This window comes from Rhodopseudomonas palustris, from assembly GCF_034479375.1.
Taxonomy (GTDB): domain Bacteria; phylum Pseudomonadota; class Alphaproteobacteria; order Rhizobiales; family Xanthobacteraceae; genus Rhodopseudomonas; species Rhodopseudomonas palustris_M.
Window position 1 is genome coordinate 313081 of record NZ_CP140155.1, and the last position, 16289, is coordinate 329369.

15 protein-coding genes are annotated in these 16289 nt (G+C 66.8%); 8 read left to right on the forward strand and 7 right to left on the reverse strand.

Annotated features, from left to right (window positions below; all coding sequences use genetic code 11):
• Positions 1-6: 6 nt before the first annotated feature.
• The 7 genes from SR870_RS01390 to SR870_RS01420 are packed head-to-tail and all read left to right on the forward strand — an operon-like array spanning position 7 to position 7158.
• Positions 7-1884 carry an extracellular solute-binding protein gene (locus SR870_RS01390; protein WP_322516268.1) on the forward strand — a complete coding sequence of 626 codons (1878 nt, stop codon included), beginning with the start codon at positions 7-9 and terminating at the stop codon, positions 1882-1884.
• On the forward strand, positions 1885-2994 hold the full coding sequence (locus SR870_RS01395) for a microcin C ABC transporter permease YejB (protein WP_322516269.1): 1110 nt from the start codon (positions 1885-1887) through the stop codon (positions 2992-2994). It begins immediately after the preceding gene.
• Complete coding sequence (locus tag SR870_RS01400; RefSeq protein ID WP_322516270.1) at positions 2994-4172, forward strand: ABC transporter permease; 1179 nt, start codon at positions 2994-2996, stop codon at positions 4170-4172. The genes SR870_RS01395 and SR870_RS01400 overlap by 1 nt, the downstream gene beginning before the upstream one ends.
• A gap of 32 nt (positions 4173-4204) precedes the next feature.
• A complete protein-coding gene (locus tag SR870_RS01405; protein WP_322516271.1) occupies positions 4205-4426 on the forward strand; it encodes a hypothetical protein in 222 nt (73 codons plus the stop codon).
• Entirely contained in the window at positions 4423-4875 is a 453-nt protein-coding gene (locus SR870_RS01410) for a type II toxin-antitoxin system VapC family toxin (protein WP_322516272.1), read from the forward strand. Before SR870_RS01405 ends, SR870_RS01410 begins: the two co-directional genes overlap by 4 nt.
• Entirely contained in the window at positions 4875-6512 is a 1638-nt protein-coding gene (locus SR870_RS01415) for an ABC transporter ATP-binding protein (RefSeq protein WP_322516273.1), read from the forward strand. Before SR870_RS01410 ends, SR870_RS01415 begins: the two co-directional genes overlap by 1 nt.
• A gap of 7 nt (positions 6513-6519) precedes the next feature.
• Entirely contained in the window at positions 6520-7158 is a 639-nt protein-coding gene (locus SR870_RS01420) for an NUDIX domain-containing protein (protein ID WP_322516274.1), read from the forward strand.
• Here SR870_RS01420 and SR870_RS01425 read toward each other — a convergent pair.
• Entirely contained in the window at positions 7115-7999 is an 885-nt protein-coding gene (locus SR870_RS01425) for a C40 family peptidase (protein WP_322516275.1), read from the reverse strand. The two genes, SR870_RS01420 and SR870_RS01425, sit on opposite strands and share 44 nt — an antisense overlap.
• Complete coding sequence (locus SR870_RS01430; RefSeq protein WP_322516276.1) at positions 7992-9374, reverse strand: leucyl aminopeptidase family protein; 1383 nt, start codon at positions 9372-9374, stop codon at positions 7992-7994. The genes SR870_RS01425 and SR870_RS01430 overlap by 8 nt, the downstream gene beginning before the upstream one ends.
• 122 nt (positions 9375-9496) lie before the next feature.
• Between SR870_RS01430 and SR870_RS01435 the strand changes: the two genes are divergently transcribed.
• A complete protein-coding gene (locus SR870_RS01435) occupies positions 9497-10291 on the forward strand; it encodes a tetratricopeptide repeat protein (protein ID WP_322516277.1) in 795 nt (264 codons plus the stop codon).
• Between the two features lie 244 nt (positions 10292-10535).
• Here SR870_RS01435 and SR870_RS01440 read toward each other — a convergent pair whose 3' ends face one another.
• The 5 genes from SR870_RS01440 to SR870_RS01460 are packed head-to-tail and all read right to left on the reverse strand — an operon-like array spanning position 10536 to position 16273.
• Positions 10536-11510, reverse strand: a complete 975-nt coding sequence (locus SR870_RS01440; protein ID WP_322516278.1) for a type II secretion system F family protein — start codon at positions 11508-11510, stop codon at positions 10536-10538.
• An 11-nt stretch (positions 11511-11521) separates the two neighbouring features.
• Positions 11522-12784, reverse strand: a complete 1263-nt coding sequence (locus SR870_RS01445) for a type II secretion system F family protein (RefSeq protein ID WP_322516279.1) — start codon at positions 12782-12784, stop codon at positions 11522-11524.
• Between the two features lie 13 nt (positions 12785-12797).
• Positions 12798-14249, reverse strand: a complete 1452-nt coding sequence (locus SR870_RS01450) for a CpaF family protein (RefSeq protein ID WP_322516280.1) — start codon at positions 14247-14249, stop codon at positions 12798-12800.
• A 21-nt stretch (positions 14250-14270) separates the two neighbouring features.
• Entirely contained in the window at positions 14271-15548 is a 1278-nt protein-coding gene (locus tag SR870_RS01455) for an AAA family ATPase (protein ID WP_322516281.1), read from the reverse strand.
• Positions 15545-16273 carry a CpaD family pilus assembly protein gene (locus SR870_RS01460; RefSeq protein ID WP_322516282.1) on the reverse strand — a complete coding sequence of 243 codons (729 nt, stop codon included), beginning with the start codon at positions 16271-16273 and terminating at the stop codon, positions 15545-15547. Before SR870_RS01460 ends, SR870_RS01455 begins: the two co-directional genes overlap by 4 nt.
• Positions 16274-16289: the final 16 nt, after the last annotated feature.

The following is a 16289-nucleotide window of genomic DNA, read 5'->3' on the forward strand; positions in this document are numbered from 1 at the left end:
CCGCTGATGGCGAAGCTCGATCGTCGCAATGTGCTCGTCCTCGGAATCGGCGCGCTGGCGGCGGCGCATCTTCGCCCCGCGGCCGCGGCCGAAGGTGAGACCATCGCCCACGGCATGTCGGCGTTCGGCGACCTGAAGTACAAGGCGGATTTCCCGCATTTCGACTACGTCAATCCGCAGGCGCCCAAGGGCGGCCTGTTCTCGACCATCCCGTCGGTCCGCGCCTTCAACCAGTCGTTCCTGACCTTCAACTCGCTCAACGCCTACATTCTGAAGGGCGACGGCGCGCAGGGCATGGGCCTGACCTTTGCGTCCTTGATGGCGCGGGCCGGCGACGAGCCTGACGCAATGTACGGCCTCGCGGCCTCGTCGGTCGCGATCTCGGCCGACGGCCTGACCTATCGCTTCACGCTGCGTCCCGAAGCGCGCTTTCACGACGGCAGCAAGCTGACCGCCCGCGACGCGGCGTTCTCGCTGAACATCCTCAAGGCCAAGGGCCACCCGATCATCACCCAGCAGATGCGCGATTTCATCGCCGCGAAAGCGACCGACGATGCGACGCTGGTGGTGACGTTCGCGCCGAAGCGCGGCCGCGACGTTCCGCTGTTCGTCGCCGGCCTGCCGATCTTCTCGGAGGCCTACTACGCCAAGCACGCGTTCGACGAGTCGACGATGGAGATCCCGCTCGGCAGCGGGCCCTACAAGGTCGGGCAACTCGAATCCGGACGCTTCATCAGTTTCGACCGCGTCAAGGATTGGTGGGGCGCGAAGCTGCCGGTCAGCATCGGCGCCAACAATTTCGACACCGTGCGTTACGAATTCTATCGCGACCGCGACGTCGCCTTCGAAGGCTTTTCGGGGCGCAGCTATCTGTATCGCGAGGAGTTCACCTCGCGGATCTGGAATACGCGCTACGATTTCCCGGCGATCCAGGACGGCCGGGTCAAGCGCGAGACGCTGCCCGACGAGACGCCGTCCGGCGCGCAGGGCTGGTTCATCAACACGCGGCGCGACAAGTTCAGGGACCCGCGGGTGCGCGAGGCGATCGGCTGCGCGTTCGACTTCGAATGGACCAACAAGACCATCATGTACGGCGCCTATCAGCGCACGGTGTCGCCGTTCCAGAACTCCGACATGATGGCGGTCGGGCCGCCGTCGCCGGATGAGCTAGCGCTGCTCGAGCCGTTCCGCGGCAAGGTGCCGGACGAAGTGTTCGGCGCGCCGTTCGCGCCGCCGACGTCGGACGGCTCGGGGCAGGACCGGGCGTTGCTGCGCCGGGGCGGCCAACTCCTCGCCGACGCCGGCTTCCTGGTCAAGGATCGCAAGCGCCTGATGCCCAGTGGCGAACAGATGCGCGTCGAGTTTCTGCTCGACGAGCCGGCGTTCCAGGCCCACCACATGCCGTTCGTCAAGAACCTCGCCACGCTCGGCATCGAGGCGACGGTGCGGCTGGTGGATCCGGTGCAGTCGCGCGCCCGCCGCGACGATTTCGATTTCGACATGGCGATCGAGCGTTTCAGCTTCTCGACCGTGCCGGGCGAGGCGCTGCGCAACTTCTTCTCGTCGCAGGCCGCCGCCACCAAGGGCTCGAACAATCTCGCCGGCATCGCCGATCCGGCGATCGACGCGCTGATGGATCAGGTGATCGCCGCCGACACCCGCGCCAAGCTGGTCGTCGCCGCGCGCGCGCTCGACCGGCTGGTCCGCGCCGGCCGCTATTGGGTGCCGCAATGGTACTCGTCCTCGCACCGGCTGGCCTATTGGGACGTGTTCGGTCATCCGCCGAACCTGCCGAAATACACCGGCGTCAACGCGCCGGACCTGTGGTGGGCGAAAAGCAATCCCGCCGCCGAGCGAAGCGACCCGAAGGGCGAGGGGAAGTAGATGTCCGCCTATATTCTCCGCCGCATCCTGCTGATGATTCCGACGCTGCTCGGCATTCTGTTCGTGTCGTTCGTCGTGGTGCAGTTCGCCCCCGGCGGCCCGGTCGAGCGTGTGATCGCGCAGCTCTCCGGCGCCGACACCGGTGCCGCCTCGCGCGTCTCCGGCTCGTCCGGCGGCGATTTCGGCGGCCGCCCGCAGGCCGGCGCCTCGTCGGACGCGGTCAATTCGAAATATCGCGGCGCGCAGGGGCTCGATCCGGATTTCGTCAAGAGCCTGGAGAAGCAGTTCGGCTTCGACAAGCCGGCGCCGGAACGCTTCGCCATCATGCTGTGGAATTTCGCCCGGTTCGATTTCGGCAAGAGTTACTTCCGCGACGTCAGCGTGCTGCAACTGATCAAGGAGAAGCTGCCGGTCTCGATGTCGCTGGGCATCTGGATGACGCTGCTGACCTATCTGATCTCGATCCCGCTCGGCATCCGCAAGGCGGTCAAGGACGGCTCGAAATTCGACACCTGGACCTCGGCGGTGATCATCATCGGCTTTGCGATCCCGGGCTTCCTGTTCGCGATCCTGCTGATCATCCTGTTCGCCGGCGGCTCGTTCTTCAGCTGGTTCCCGCTGCGCGGCCTGACCTCCGACGGCTGGAGCGAGTTTCCCTGGTACTGGAAGATCCTGGATTATTTCTGGCACCTGACGCTGCCGCTGATCTCGATGGTGCTCGGTGCCTTCGCCACCATGACGCTGCTGACCAAGAACTCGTTCCTCGACGAGATCCGCAAGCAATACGTCATGACCGCGCGCGCCAAGGGCTGCAGCCAGACCCAGGTGCTGTACGGCCACATCTTCCGCAACGCGATGCTGATCGTGATCGCCGGCTTCCCCGGCGCCTTCATCGGCGCGTTCTTCTCCGGCTCGCTGTTGATCGAGACCATCTTCTCGCTGGACGGGCTCGGCCTGCTCGGCTTCGAGAGCGTGCTGAACCGCGACTATCCGGTGGTGTTCGGCACGCTGTTCATTTTTTCGCTGGTCGGGCTGGTGGTGAATCTGGTGTCCGACCTGGCCTATATGTGGATCGATCCGCGGATCGATTTCGAGGCGCGGGAAGTCTGATGACGCTGATCGCACGCGAGCCGATCGAAAGCACCACGCAGGCGCCGCTCGGCGAAGCGGTGCCGCCCGCCCGCCACCGCCTCAGCTTCTCGCCGCTGAACAAGCGGCGCTGGCAGAATTTCAAGGCCAACCGGCGCGGCTACTGGTCGTTCTGGATCTTCCTGGTGCTGTTCGGCGTGTCGCTGTTCGCCGAACTGATCGCCAACGACCGGCCGCTGCTGATCAAGTTCGACGGCCATTATTATTTCCCGGCGGCGGTGAGCTACGCCGAGACCACGTTCGGCGGCGATTTCGAAACCGCCGCCGACTATCGCGATCCCTACTTGCAGAAGCTGATCGCCGACAAGAACGGCACCGTGATCTGGGCGCCGATCCGCTATTCCTACGACACCCACAATCTCGATCTGCCGACGCCCGCGCCGTCGAAACCGACCTGGTTGCTGACCGAGGCGGAATGCAGGACGGTTGTCGAGAAGAAGGGTGTGCGGGGCTGCAGCGACCTCGAATACAACTGGCTCGGTACCGACGATCAGGGCCGCGACGTCGTCGCGAGGCTGATCTACGGCTTCCGCATCTCGGTGCTGTTCGGCCTCAGCCTGACGATCATCTCCTCGGTGATCGGCGTCGCCGCCGGCGGCATTCAGGGCTATTTCGGCGGCTGGGTCGATCTCGGCTTCCAGCGCTTCATCGAGGTCTGGACCGCGATCCCGTCGCTGTATCTCTTGCTGATCCTGTCCTCGGTGCTGGTGCCCGGCTTCTTCGTGCTGCTCGGGATATTGCTGCTGTTCTCTTGGGTGTCGCTGGTCGGGCTGGTGCGCGCCGAGTTTCTGCGCGGCCGCAATTTCGAGTACATCATGGCGGCGCGCGCGCTCGGCGTCTCCAACGCGAAGATCATGGTCCGGCATCTGCTGCCGAACGCGATGGTCGCCACCATGACGTTCCTGCCGTTCATCGTCTCGTCCTCGGTGATGACGCTGACCGCTTTGGACTTCCTCGGCTTCGGCCTGCCGCCCGGCTCGCCCTCGCTCGGCGAATTGCTGGCGCAGGGCAAGGCCAACGTCCAGGCGCCGTGGCTCGGCTTCACCGGCTTCTTCGCGGTCGCGATCATGCTGTCGCTGCTGATCTTCGTCGGCGAAGCCGTCCGTGACGCCTTCGACCCGCGCAAGACGTTCAGGTGAGGGTGTGGTAGGGTTCGCCAGGAGTGAGCGCTATGAACAGAATCGTTAAAGAAAATTATCCTGTGTCGGCGTTGCCTGCCGATCTGCGCGAAGGTTTGGCTGGTCCCGTCGTTACCGTCACAATCGAAGAAGACGACCAGCCGCCGCAGCAGCGCCCCACGTTGGACGAAATCTTCGCACGTCGCAGGCCACCGTTTCGGAGCAAAGAAGAAATCGATGCCGAGTGGCGGCGGCAGAGAGACGAGTGGGAATGATCGCTGGTCCGCATCGTTCGCGCGTATATCTCGACTCGAATGTTTTCATCTATGCGGTCGAGGGGCGGACGGAGATCTCTGAACCGCTTCGTGGTCTGTTCAACGCGTTCCAGCGCCGGCCGGGATTCGCTGTGACCAGTGAGCTGACGATCGCGGAAGTCTTGGCAAAGGCGACTCCGACTCAACAACGCGACTACATCGATCTCATCGTCGAAAGCGACCTGTTTGATCTTTGCACGGTGACCCGCGGCATTCTGATCGCAACCGCAAGTTACCGGCAGGCATTCGGAATGGCCAAACTCGCCGACGCAATTCATGTGATGACGGCTGTTCATAGCTCGTGCGGTACCATGCTTTCAGCGGATCGACGATTGAGGCCGCCGGAAGGTTTGCGAATGCTCGACTCGACTCGAGAGAATGTCTCCCGCCTGATCGAGGAGCTCGCCTGATGGACGCCCTCAACCAGCCCTTGCTTGCCGTCGACGACCTCTCCGTCGCCTTCCATCAGCAGAGCGGCACGACGATCGCGGTCGATCGCATCTCGTATCAGATCAGGCGCGGCGAGTGCGTCGCGCTTGTCGGCGAGTCCGGGTCGGGCAAATCGGTCAGCGCGCTGTCGATCCTGAAGCTGCTGCCGTATCCGACCGCGTCGCATCCGACCGGTCAGATCCGGTTCAAGGGCCGCGAGCTGCTCGGCATGTCGGAGAACGACATCCGCGCCATCCGCGGCAACGAGATTTCGATCATCTTCCAGGAGCCGATGACCTCGCTCAATCCGCTGCACACGATCGAGGCGCAGATCGGCGAGATCCTGCAACTGCACGGCGGCCCGCGCGGCGCCAAGGCAAGGGCGCGCACGCTGGAGTTGCTCACCCAGGTCGGCATCCCCGAGCCGGAGACCCGGCTCGCCAGCTATCCGCATCAGCTCTCCGGCGGCCAGCGTCAGCGGGTGATGATCGCGATGGCGCTCGCCAACGAGCCTGATTTGCTGATCGCCGACGAGCCGACCACCGCGCTCGATGTCACCGTGCAGGCGCAGATCCTCGCGCTGCTCGCCGACATCCGCGCCCGGCTCGGCATGAGCCTGTTGTTCATCACCCACGATCTCGGCATCGTGCGGCGCATCGCCGACGTCGTCTGCGTCATGAACAACGGCAAGATCGTCGAGCAGGGGCCGGTCGAGCAGGTATTCACCGCGCCGACCCACGCTTACACCAAGGCGCTGCTCGCAGCCGAACCGAAGCCGGACCCGGCCCCGCCGCGGCCCGACGCGCCGGTGGTGATCTCCACCGATGATCTCAAGGTCTGGTTTCCGATCAAGCGCGGCCTGATGCGCAAGACCGTCGGTCACATCAAGGCGGTCGACGGCGTCACGCTCGAAGTGCGCAAGGGCGAGACGCTCGGCGTGGTCGGTGAGTCCGGCTCCGGCAAGACCACCCTCGGTCTGGCGCTGCTGCGGCTGATCTCGTCCGAAGGCCCGATCGTGTTTCTCAGCAGCGACATCCAGGGCCTGAAATTCAAGGAGATGCTGCCGTTCCGCCGCGACATGCAGATCGTGTTTCAGGATCCGTTCGGCGCGCTCAGCCCGCGCATGGCGGTCGGCGATATCATCGCCGAGGGCCTCAGCGTGCATCAGCCGCATCTGTCGGAGGGCGAGCGCGAAGCGCGCGTGGTCAAGGCGCTGACCGACGTCGGCCTCGATCCGGCGACGCGCTTCCGCTATCCGCACGAATTCTCCGGCGGCCAGCGCCAGCGCATCTCGATCGCCCGCGCGGTGGTGCTGGAGCCGAATTTCGTCGTGCTCGACGAGCCGACCAGCGCGCTCGATATGTTGTTTCAGGCGCAGATGGTCGATCTGTTGCGCGAGCTGCAGCGCAAGCGCGATCTCACCTACATGTTCATCTCGCACGATCTGCGCGTGGTGGCGTCACTCGCCAGTCATCTGATCGTCATGAAGCAGGGCAAGGTGGTCGAGGAAGGCCCTGCGGCGGAGCTGTTCAAACACCCCAAGACCGACTATACGCGTGCGCTGTTTGCCGCCGCGTTCCGGCTTGAAGCCGCTCCGGGCGGCGCCGCCGCGCCATAGGTGTCTGATGACGGAAATCGACCTTGCCGATGAACTCGCCGATCGCGAGGCCGATGTCACCGTGTCCGAGGCCGAGCTGATCGGCCGCGGCTTCATGAGCTACGAACGCTACGAGATCTCGCTGCGGCGCGACGGCGAACCGCCGCTGCTGCAACGGCGCGACGTGCTGCGCGCCAGCCGCGTCGCCGCGGTGGTGCCGATCGATCTCGCGCGCGACGCGCTGGTGCTGATCCGGCAGTTCAGGCTGCCCGCCCATTTCGCCACCGGCCGCGGCAATATGGTGGAGATCGTCGCAGGGCGTGTGGAATCCGGTGAGGCGCCGGCCGCCGCCGCGCGGCGCGAATGCATCGAGGAAATCGGCGTCGCGCCGGACCGGCTGCTGGAGCTGTACAGCGTGCTGGCGACCCCGGGCTTCACCGATGAGCAGATCGTGTATTTCGCCGGGCTGGTGGATTCCACGGCGGTGCTGGAGCGCGGTGGCGTCGCCGACGAGGACGAGGACACCCAGCCCTTCGTGGTCTCGATCGACGAGGCGCTGGCGGCGCTCGAGCGCGGGCAGGTCGCCAACGCGCTGCTGGTCAGCGCGCTGCAATGGTTGGCGCTCAATCGCAGCCGGCTGCGGGATCTGTTCGGCCGAGCCGCCTGATCGCGCTCAGTTCGCTGCCGCTCGCCGCGATCCGCGCGATCGCTTCCCGCGCGGGCTCGATCGCGGTCGCCATGGCATACGCATTGGCGTGGACGATGCTGTCTTCGTCGCGCACGATCGCGACGTGGCCCTTCCAGAACAACAGATCGCCGCGCCGCAGCCTGGTCTGCTCCGACAGCGGCAGCGGCTCGCCGAGCGCCGCCTCCTGCATGTCGCTGTCGCGCGGCGCTTCGATCCCGCAGGCCGCGAGTGCGGTCTGCACCAGGCCGGAGCAGTCGATGCCGAGGCTGGTGCGGCCGCCCCACAGATACGGCGTGCCGACGAAGCGCTCGGCGACCGCGACGTAATCGGTCTCCACGACATCGAGCGCCGCGACATGCCGGCGCGGCACGTACCAGCCCTCCTGCGTCACCGCGAAGGTCGCGTCCTCGCGCACCACCGCGAGCCGCGCGCCGAGCGGCAGCGTCTCCGCCGGCGGCAGTTTGATCGACGGGCCGTGGAATGCGAAAGTGCGCAGCGCCGTCACCTTGTGGGTCGGCTCCGCGCCGGGCCGGTACAAAGCAAGGTCCGGCAGCCAGCCGACATAGCTGTCGGTCATGAGTTGGCCCCAGGCCCAGCCTTCTTCGGTGCGGTCGTAGATCGTGACGCGCTCGCCCTTCAGCGCCTCGGTCTGCAGCGTCGCGCCGGAAAACGGCTCGCACCGCACCGGCGCCACGCCGTAACTGATCTCGAAGATTTCGCCGTCGACGAAACGGTCCGCGCTCACCCGGCCTTCGAGATGTTTCGCCGCTAGGTCCGGCCGCGCCGGCGTCAGCCGTGGATCGGTCGTTGTCTCAGCCATAGCGTTCGCTCAGCAGCGCGAAGATCGCGCGCGCGGCCTGGCATTCGCCGCCTTCGGGCCGTGCCGGCTTGGCCTTCGGCGTCCAGCCGTAGATGTCGACATGCAGCCAGCTCTTCGCCGTCTCGACGAAGCGCTGCAGGAATAGTGCGCAGGTGATCGAGCCGGCGAAGCCGCCCGACGGCGCGTTGTTGATGTCGGCGACCTTGGAGTCGAGCCAGGAATCGTACGGCCCCCACAGCGGCAGCCGCCACAGCGGATCGTTCTCGGCTTTGGCGCAGCGCGCCAGGTCGAGCGCCAGCGTCTCGTCATCCGTGTAGTAGGGCGGCAGATCCGGCCCGAGCGCCACGCGCGCGGCGCCGGTCAGCGTGCCGAGATCGATCAGCAGATCGGGCGCCTCCTCGTCGGCCAGCGCCAGCGCGTCGGCGAGCACCAGCCGGCCCTCGGCGTCGGTGTTGCCGATCTCGACCGTCGGGCCCTTGCGCGACGGGAAGATGTCGAGCGGCCGCATCGCATTGCCGGCGACCGCGTTCTCGACCGCCGGGATCAGCACGCGCAACCGCAGTTTCAGCTTCACAGCCATGACCATCGAGGCCAGCGCCAGCACGTTGGCGGCGCCGCCCATGTCCTTCTTCATGATCAGCATCGCGCTCGACGGCTTCAGGTCGAGGCCGCCGGTGTCGAAGCAGACGCCCTTGCCGACCAGCGTCACCTTCGGATGCGCAGGATCGCCCCAGGTGAAATCGATCAGCCGCGGCGCGCGTGTCGCCGCCATGCCGACCGCGTGGATCAGCGGGAAGTTGTGCGTCACCAAATCGTCGCCGACCACGCAGGTGAAATCCGCGCCGAAGCGTTGCGCCAGCGCCTGCGCGGCGTCGGCGAGCTCCGCCGGCCCCATGTCGTTCGACGGCGTGTTGATCAGGTCGCGCGCCAGCGTCGCAGCCTCGACCGCGCGCTCGATCGCGGCGACGTCGATGCCGTCGGGCGGCACCAGCCGGACGGCCGGCGGCTCTGCGTTGCGATAGCGGCCGAATTTGTAGGCGCCGAGCGCGAACGCCAGCACCGCGAGCCTGGTGTCGTGCGGCGCGTTGGCGAAGCGATAGGTGCCGGCCGGCAGCAGGCCCGGCAATTGTCCGGCGCGGAATGGGTCGGGCGCACGCGCGTCCGCCTCGTCGAGCCCGAACAGGACGTGGCCGATGTCGCCCTCCGGCGTCGGCAGCGCCAGCAACTGCCCCGGCTTGCCGCGATAGCCATGCGCGCGCGCGAAACGCTGCGCCGCCTCCGGCAACGTAGCGGCCAGCGCCTCCCAGCCGGATCGGGTGACGAAGGAAATCGGAATGGCGGTCGGTTCCGGAGCGGTGGCGAACAGCGAGGACATGCAGGGGCTTTCGAATCGAGGCGAGGGGACGAGGCTGGCGTGATTAACCGGACATTAGGGTTAACGCTCTATTGCTGGGCTCGTGTCCGAATTGTCCAGTCGGCTTCGTGAGTAAAGTTGCCATGCGCAAGCTGTCTTGTCTCGCCCGGTTTCTCGCATCCGCGGCCTTGACCACGGCCATGGCGACGGCGCTCGCCGGCTGCCAGACCGCAGGCATGTCCGGGATCACCGGCGCGCTCGGCGCGCGCGCGGAGGCCCCGGCCGATCCCAACCGCGCCGCCGAGGTCGCGGGCGAGCGTTATCGATCCCGTCCGAAGGATGCCGCCGCCGCGCTGGCCTATGGCCAGGCGTTGCGCGCGATCGGCCAGCGCTCCCAGGCGGTCGCGGTGCTGGAGAAGGCGTCGCTCGCCAATCCCGGCAACAAGGCCGTGCTCGCCGGCTACGGCCGCGCGCTCGCCGACAACGGCAATCTGAGTGCGGCGTTCGAGGCGCTGTCGAACGCCCACAGTGCGGACAATCCGGACTGGCGGATTCTGTCGGTGCAGGGGACCGTGCTCGACCAGATGGGGCGCAGCGACGAGGCGCGGCGCTACTACGCGAGCGCGCTCAGACTGTCGCCGGGCGAGCCGTCGGTGCTGTCCAATCTCGGCCTGTCCTACGTGCTGACCAAGGACCTGCCGAAGGCCGAGACGACGCTGCGCCAGGCCTATGCCAGCGGCCGGGCCGATGCGCGGGTGCGGCAGAATCTGGCGCTCGTCGTCGGATTGCAGGGCCGCTTCGCCGAAGCCGAAACCATCGTGCAGGCCGATCTGCCGCCCGAGGAAGCCGCCGCCAACGTCGCCTATCTCAAGCAGATGCTGGACGGCAAGGCCGATCCGCGCGGCCGCGGTCGCGGCGTGCTGGCGTCCGGCGACTGATCACGCCCACCAGCGATCCGCGCCGGCACGACCATCGCGCTCATGTCGTCGCGCGCGCCGCAGGGCGAAATGCGCTCCTGCTGGTGTCGATAAGCGGTTCGCAGTGTGCCTATCCGCATGTCGTCCCCGCCTGCGCGGGGGACGACTCGTTGTCGGCGCAGCGGCGGAGCATTGCGGCTGAATGTTCAATGATATGCGATCGCCCGCCGCCCGCCGCCCGTCGCCCGTCGCGCGACGCGGCCGCTCACTGCATCGCCGCGACCCTGATCCCGGTCGGCCCGAGGATCACCACGAACAGCACCGGCAGGAAGAACAGGATCATCGGCACCGTCAGCTTCGGCGGCAGGGCGGCCGCCTTCTTCTCGGCGTCGTTCATCCGCATGTCGCGATTTTCCTGCGCCATCACCCGCAGGCTCTGGCTGAGCGGCGTGCCGTAGCGTTCCGACTGCTGCAGGGCGAGGCAGACCGACTTGACGCCGTCCAGCCCGGTGCGGGTCGCGAGGTTTTCATAGGCCTGCTTGCGGTCGGGCAGATAGGAAAGCTCCGCCGTCGTCAGCGTGAATTCTTCCGCCAGCGGGATCGACTGGGTGCCGATCTCGACCGCCACCTTGCGGAACGCCGCCTCGATCGACATGCCGGATTCGATGCAGATCAGCAGCAGGTCGAGCGCGTCGGGAAACGCGCGCCGGATCGAGAGCTGGCGCTTGGTGATGGCGTTCTTCAGGAACAGCATCGGCGCCTGCATGCCGAGAAACACGGCGGCGATGCAGAGGCCGACCTTGATCGGCGTCGACTGCTCCATGTTCGACAGCACGAATACGTAGACCGCCGCCGCGAGGCCGAACGCGATCGGCATCACCATGCGGAAGAACAGGAAGGTGATGTAGGGCGCCTGGCCGCGATAGCCCGCCATCACCAGCTTTTCGCGCGCGCTCTCCTGAGCGACCCATTTGCCGAGATTGAGGTCGTCGACGATCTTGGCGACGACCTGCTTGGGCGCCTGCCGCAGCGACACCCGCTCGGCCTTGGCGAGCCGGTCGCGCTCGCGCTGGCGGATGCGTTCGCGCTCGCTGCCGACCGCCTTCATCCGCTTGGTCAGCGTCTCGCCGACGAACAGCGGCATCACCAGCGTGTAGACCGTGGCGCTGACGGCGATCGACGCCAGCAGCATCGTCATGAAGCGGGCGTCGTGAATCTTCTCGATCAGGAACTCGATCATCGCGGCCGCCTTCAGAAATCGAAGTTGATCATCTTCTTCATCACCAGGATGCCCGCGGACATCCACAGCACGCAGCCGGCCAGCATCAGCCGGCCGGTCGGGTGGGTCCACAGCAGCGCGATGTAGTCCGGCGTCGACAGATAGACCAGCAGCATCACGATCGGCGGCAGCGAGCCGATGATCGCCGCCGAGGCCTTGGCCTCCATCGACATCGCCTGGATCTTCTCGGCCATCTTCTTGCGGTCGCGCAGCACCTTGGACAGGTTGCCGAGCGCTTCAGACAGATTGCCGCCGGACTTCTGCTGGATCGAGATCACGATGCCGAAGAAATTGGCTTCCGGCACCGGCATCCGGTCGTACAGCCGGGCGCAGGCGTCGCCGAGCGGCATGCCGATCGCCTGGGTCTCGATGATGGCGTTGAACTCGCTCTTCAGCGGCTCCGGCGAATCCGCCGCGACCACCTTGAGCGAGTCGAACAGCGGCAGGCCGGCCTTGATGCCGCGCACGATCACGTCGACGGCGTCCGGCAGCGCGTTCAGGAATTTCCGTTCGCGGCGCTTCTTGAGGAAGCCCAGCATCCAGCGCGGCAGACCGAAACCGGCGGCGAAAGCCAGTCCGACGGCTGCGATCAACCCGCCATAGCCGTCGCGCTCGACGGAAACGTCGTATGTGGCGATGGGCTGCCCATCGACGCCGATCACCGTCACACTCGTCCGGCCGACGGTGGCGGCCGCGATGAAGATTTGCTGGTTCGAGCGCACGATCGCATTCGCAACCGCCGAATTCGAGACCCGCACGCCCCTGACCTCGCGCTGGAGATCGACGACGATCGAACGGTCGGGGCCGAGATCGATGGTGCGGGTTTTCGATTGCGGGTCGCTCAGCACCGGCGCGGTCGCGGGATCTCTGCCGCCGCTGGGGCCGAGCGTCGCGAAGAATGCGACCGCGAAGACCACCGCCGCCAGCCCCGCCGATACGCCGATGAACTTGTTCGGTGTCCAGTCGAGCCCTGCCTGGGTCAGTTTGGTGCCGAGCGCGACGTTCTTCCGCTTCTGGTTGCGCGCCTCGATCTCGCGCAGCGATCCTTCGACCTGCTCGCGGCGCGAGCGCTGCGATTTCTCGATCTGGCGCACCGCCGGCGTCGTGCGCGCGACCGATGTGCGGCGTTGCTCGGCCTGCTTCTCGCCGGACAGCAGCGGATAGATGAAGACCCAGGCCAGCCCGCCGACGGAGACGGCGGCGAGGAAACCGAGGGCGAGCGATTGCATCTGCATGGATCGCTTCCCCTCAGGTGACGACTGCGACTTCGGCGGCGTCGAGCGCCGCGGCGAGCCGCTTCTCCTCGCCGTAATAGCGCGCGCGTTCCCAGAAACGCGGTCGGCCGATCCCGGTCGAGCGATGCCGGCCGACGATGTGGCCGTTGGCGTCCTCGCCGATGATGTCGTAGATGAACAGATCCTGGGTGATGATGGTGTCGCCTTCCATCCCCATCACCTCGGTGATGTGGGTGATCCGGCGCGAGCCGTCGCGCAGCCGCGCGGCCTGGATGATGACGTCGATCGAGGCGCAGATCATCTCGCGGATGGTGCGCGACGGCAGCGAGAAACCGCCCATGGTGATCATCGATTCGCAGCGCGACAGCGCCTCGCGCGGGTTGTTGGCGTGCAGCGTGCCCATCGAGCCGTCGTGGCCGGTGTTCATCGCCTGCAACAGGTCGAACGCCTCGGGTCCGCGGACTTCGCCGACGATGATCCGCTCCGGCCGCATACGCAGGCAGTTGCGCACCAGTTCGCGCATCGTCACCTGGCCTTCGCCCTCGATGTTCGGCGGCCTGGTTTCGAGGCGCACCACGTGCGGCTGCTGCAATTGCAGTTCGGCGGCGTCTTCGCAGGTGATGATGCGCTCGTCGTCGTCGATGTAGTTAGTCAGGCAGTTCAGCAGCGTGGTCTTGCCGGAGCCGGTGCCGCCGGAGATCAGCACGTTGCAGCGGGTGCGGCCGATGATCTGCAGGATCTGCGCGCCCTCCGGCGTGATCGCGCCGAATTTGACGAGCTGGTCGAGCGTCAGCTTGTCCTTCTTGAATTTGCGGATAGTGAGCGCGGGGCCGTCGATCGCCAGCGGCGGCACGATGGCGTTGACGCGGCTGCCGTCGGCGAGGCGGGCGTCGCAGATCGGCGAGGATTCGTCGACGCGCCGGCCGACCTGGCTGACGATGCGCTGGCAGATGTTCAGGAGCTGCTGGTTGTCGCGGAATCGGATGCCGGTGCGCTGGATCCGCCCGGCGACTTCGATGAACACCGTGCCGGCGCCGTTGACCATGATGTCGGAGATGTCGTCGCGCGACAGCAGCGGCTCCAGCGGACCGTAGCCGAGCACGTCGTTGCAGATGTCGTCGAGCAGCTCTTCCTGCTCGGCGATCGACATCACGATGTTCTTGATCGCGATGATCTCGTTGACGATGTCGCGGATTTCCTCGCGCGCGGATTCGGCGTCGAGCTTGGCGAGCTGCGCCAGGTCGATCGCCTCGATCAGCGCGCCGAAGATCGTCGCCTTGACCTGGTAGTAGGTGTCGGAGCGGCGGCTCTCGACCTGCGGCGGCGGCGCGCTGCGGGCCGGCGCCAGCGGCGGCGAGGCGATCGCTGCGGGCGCGTCGGACGCGCGCGACATCGGCTCCGGAGCCGGGCTCACCGGCTTCGAAGCACGAACCTCTTGATCTGCACCGCTACGCTTACCGAACACGACGATACTCCGATGGGCGACTTATTTGGCCCGCAGCTTCTCCAGGATCGGCGACAGGAATCCGCCCTTCGGCTTCTTGGCTTCGCCGCGTCCGGTCAGCCGCTGGGCGATCTGCAGGAACATATCCGTGGTCTTGTGGCTCGCCGCGATCTCGGCGATCATCTGGCCGTTGTTGGCGGCGGCGCCGAACATCTGCGGGTCGAACGGGATGCTGACGATCGGCGAGCTTTCGATCGCCTTGGCGAATTCGCCGGAATTGATCTCCGGCCGCTTCGGCACGCCGACCTGGTTGAGGCAGTACAGCGGCGGCCGGTCGTTCGGGCGCGACGCCTTCAGCAGGTCGTAGAGGTTCTTGGTGTTGCGCAGATTGGCGAGGTCCGGCGTCGCGACGATCAGGATGTCGTCGGCGTTGATCAGCGCCCGCTTGGTCCAGCCGGTCCATTGATGCGGCACGTCGAGCACGATGCAGGGCATCGTCGAGCGCAGCGTATCGAAGATCGTGTCGAACGCTTCGGTGCCGAAATCGTAGACCCGGTCCAGCGTCGCCGGCGCGGCCAGCAGGCTGAGATGGTCGGTGCATTTCGACAGCAGGCGGTCGACGAAGGCGGTGTCGACGCGGTCCGGCGAGAACACCGCCTCGGCGATGCCCTGCGGCGGGTCCTGGTTGTAGTCGAGGCCGGCGGTGCCGAACGCCAGATCGAGATCCGCGACCACGGCATCCAGCGCCAGGTCGCGCGCGATCGCCCAGGCGACGTTGTGCGCGATGGTCGAGGCGCCGACGCCGCCCTTGGCGCCGACCACCGCGATGATGCGGCCGACCGCCTTGGCTTCCGGCGCGGAGAACAGGTTGCAGATCGAACGCACGACGTCGATCGGCTCCAGCGGCGTGATGGCGTAGTCGCTGACGCCGCGGCGGACCAGTTCGCGATACAGCGTGACGTCATTGACCTTGCCGATCACGATGACGCGGGTGCCGGGATCGCACACGGTGGCGAGCTGATCGAGGCCGGCGAGCACGTCGCTGCGCGGGTCGGTCTCCAGGATGATGACGTTGGGCGTCGGCGCCGAGCGATAGGCCTCGATCGCCGCGGCCATGCCGCCCATCTGGATCTTGAGATGCGCTTTGGCGAGGCGGCGGTCTTCGCCGGCGGCCTGCACCGCCGCGGCGGTGTCGACCGACTCGCAGAAGGCCTGGACCGATACGCGCGGCGCCGGCGCGATGTGCTCGTCCGGCGTCGCGGCGCCCGTCGGCGCGCCGTCCGCGGGCTCGTCCTGGTTCTGGCGTCCGTAGCTGATCATGGTCCGACGTTGCTCACTTGGGCCTTCGCGGTGGCTTCGGGCTTGGTGGTCCGGTAGGTCTCGAAGGTGACGCCGCGGCGCGCCGTGTAGGCCGGCGTCTCCGGCCGCGGCTGCACCAGATCCGACGGATTATCCACCATGGCGGCGAGGTTGCGCTGGTTGGCGCAGCCGAAATTCCAGTACGGCTTGTTGTCCAGATAGCCCTTGTTCTTGATCGACGGGCCGATGTCCTCGGGCCACAGCCCGCACGGGCCGGCGACCGCGGCGACCTTCGGATAGAGCATGCGGATCGCCGCGAAGGCGCGCTGATCGGCGGGGTGGTAGGGCTTCACGACGACGCCGCGCGCCGGCACGCCGCCGGCGACCAGCAGCGACTGGATCTCGCGCATCGTCTCGCCCGCGGCGCGGGCGTTCGGCGTGCCGGAGGGCACTTCGGCGATGATCGAGCCGGTGCCTTCGCGCAGCCAGTCGCGGCCGAACGCGACGACGTCGGCGCGCTGCGTCGCGGTCAGGCCGCCGCGGCCGTTGCCGACGAACACCACGACGCTGCGATCCGCTTCCTGGATCGCGATCGGGTGGCGCTGCCGGTAGTCGTTGGGAATGCTCGCGGTGACCTCGTCGTTGGCGCTGGTGTGGGTGCATGCGCCCATCGACAGCGATACGGCGATCAGAGCGGCCCCACAGGTGAGGCCGCGAATGGCACGGGCGGGTGTCCTGGATGTCATCGTCCTGTCCTCGTCC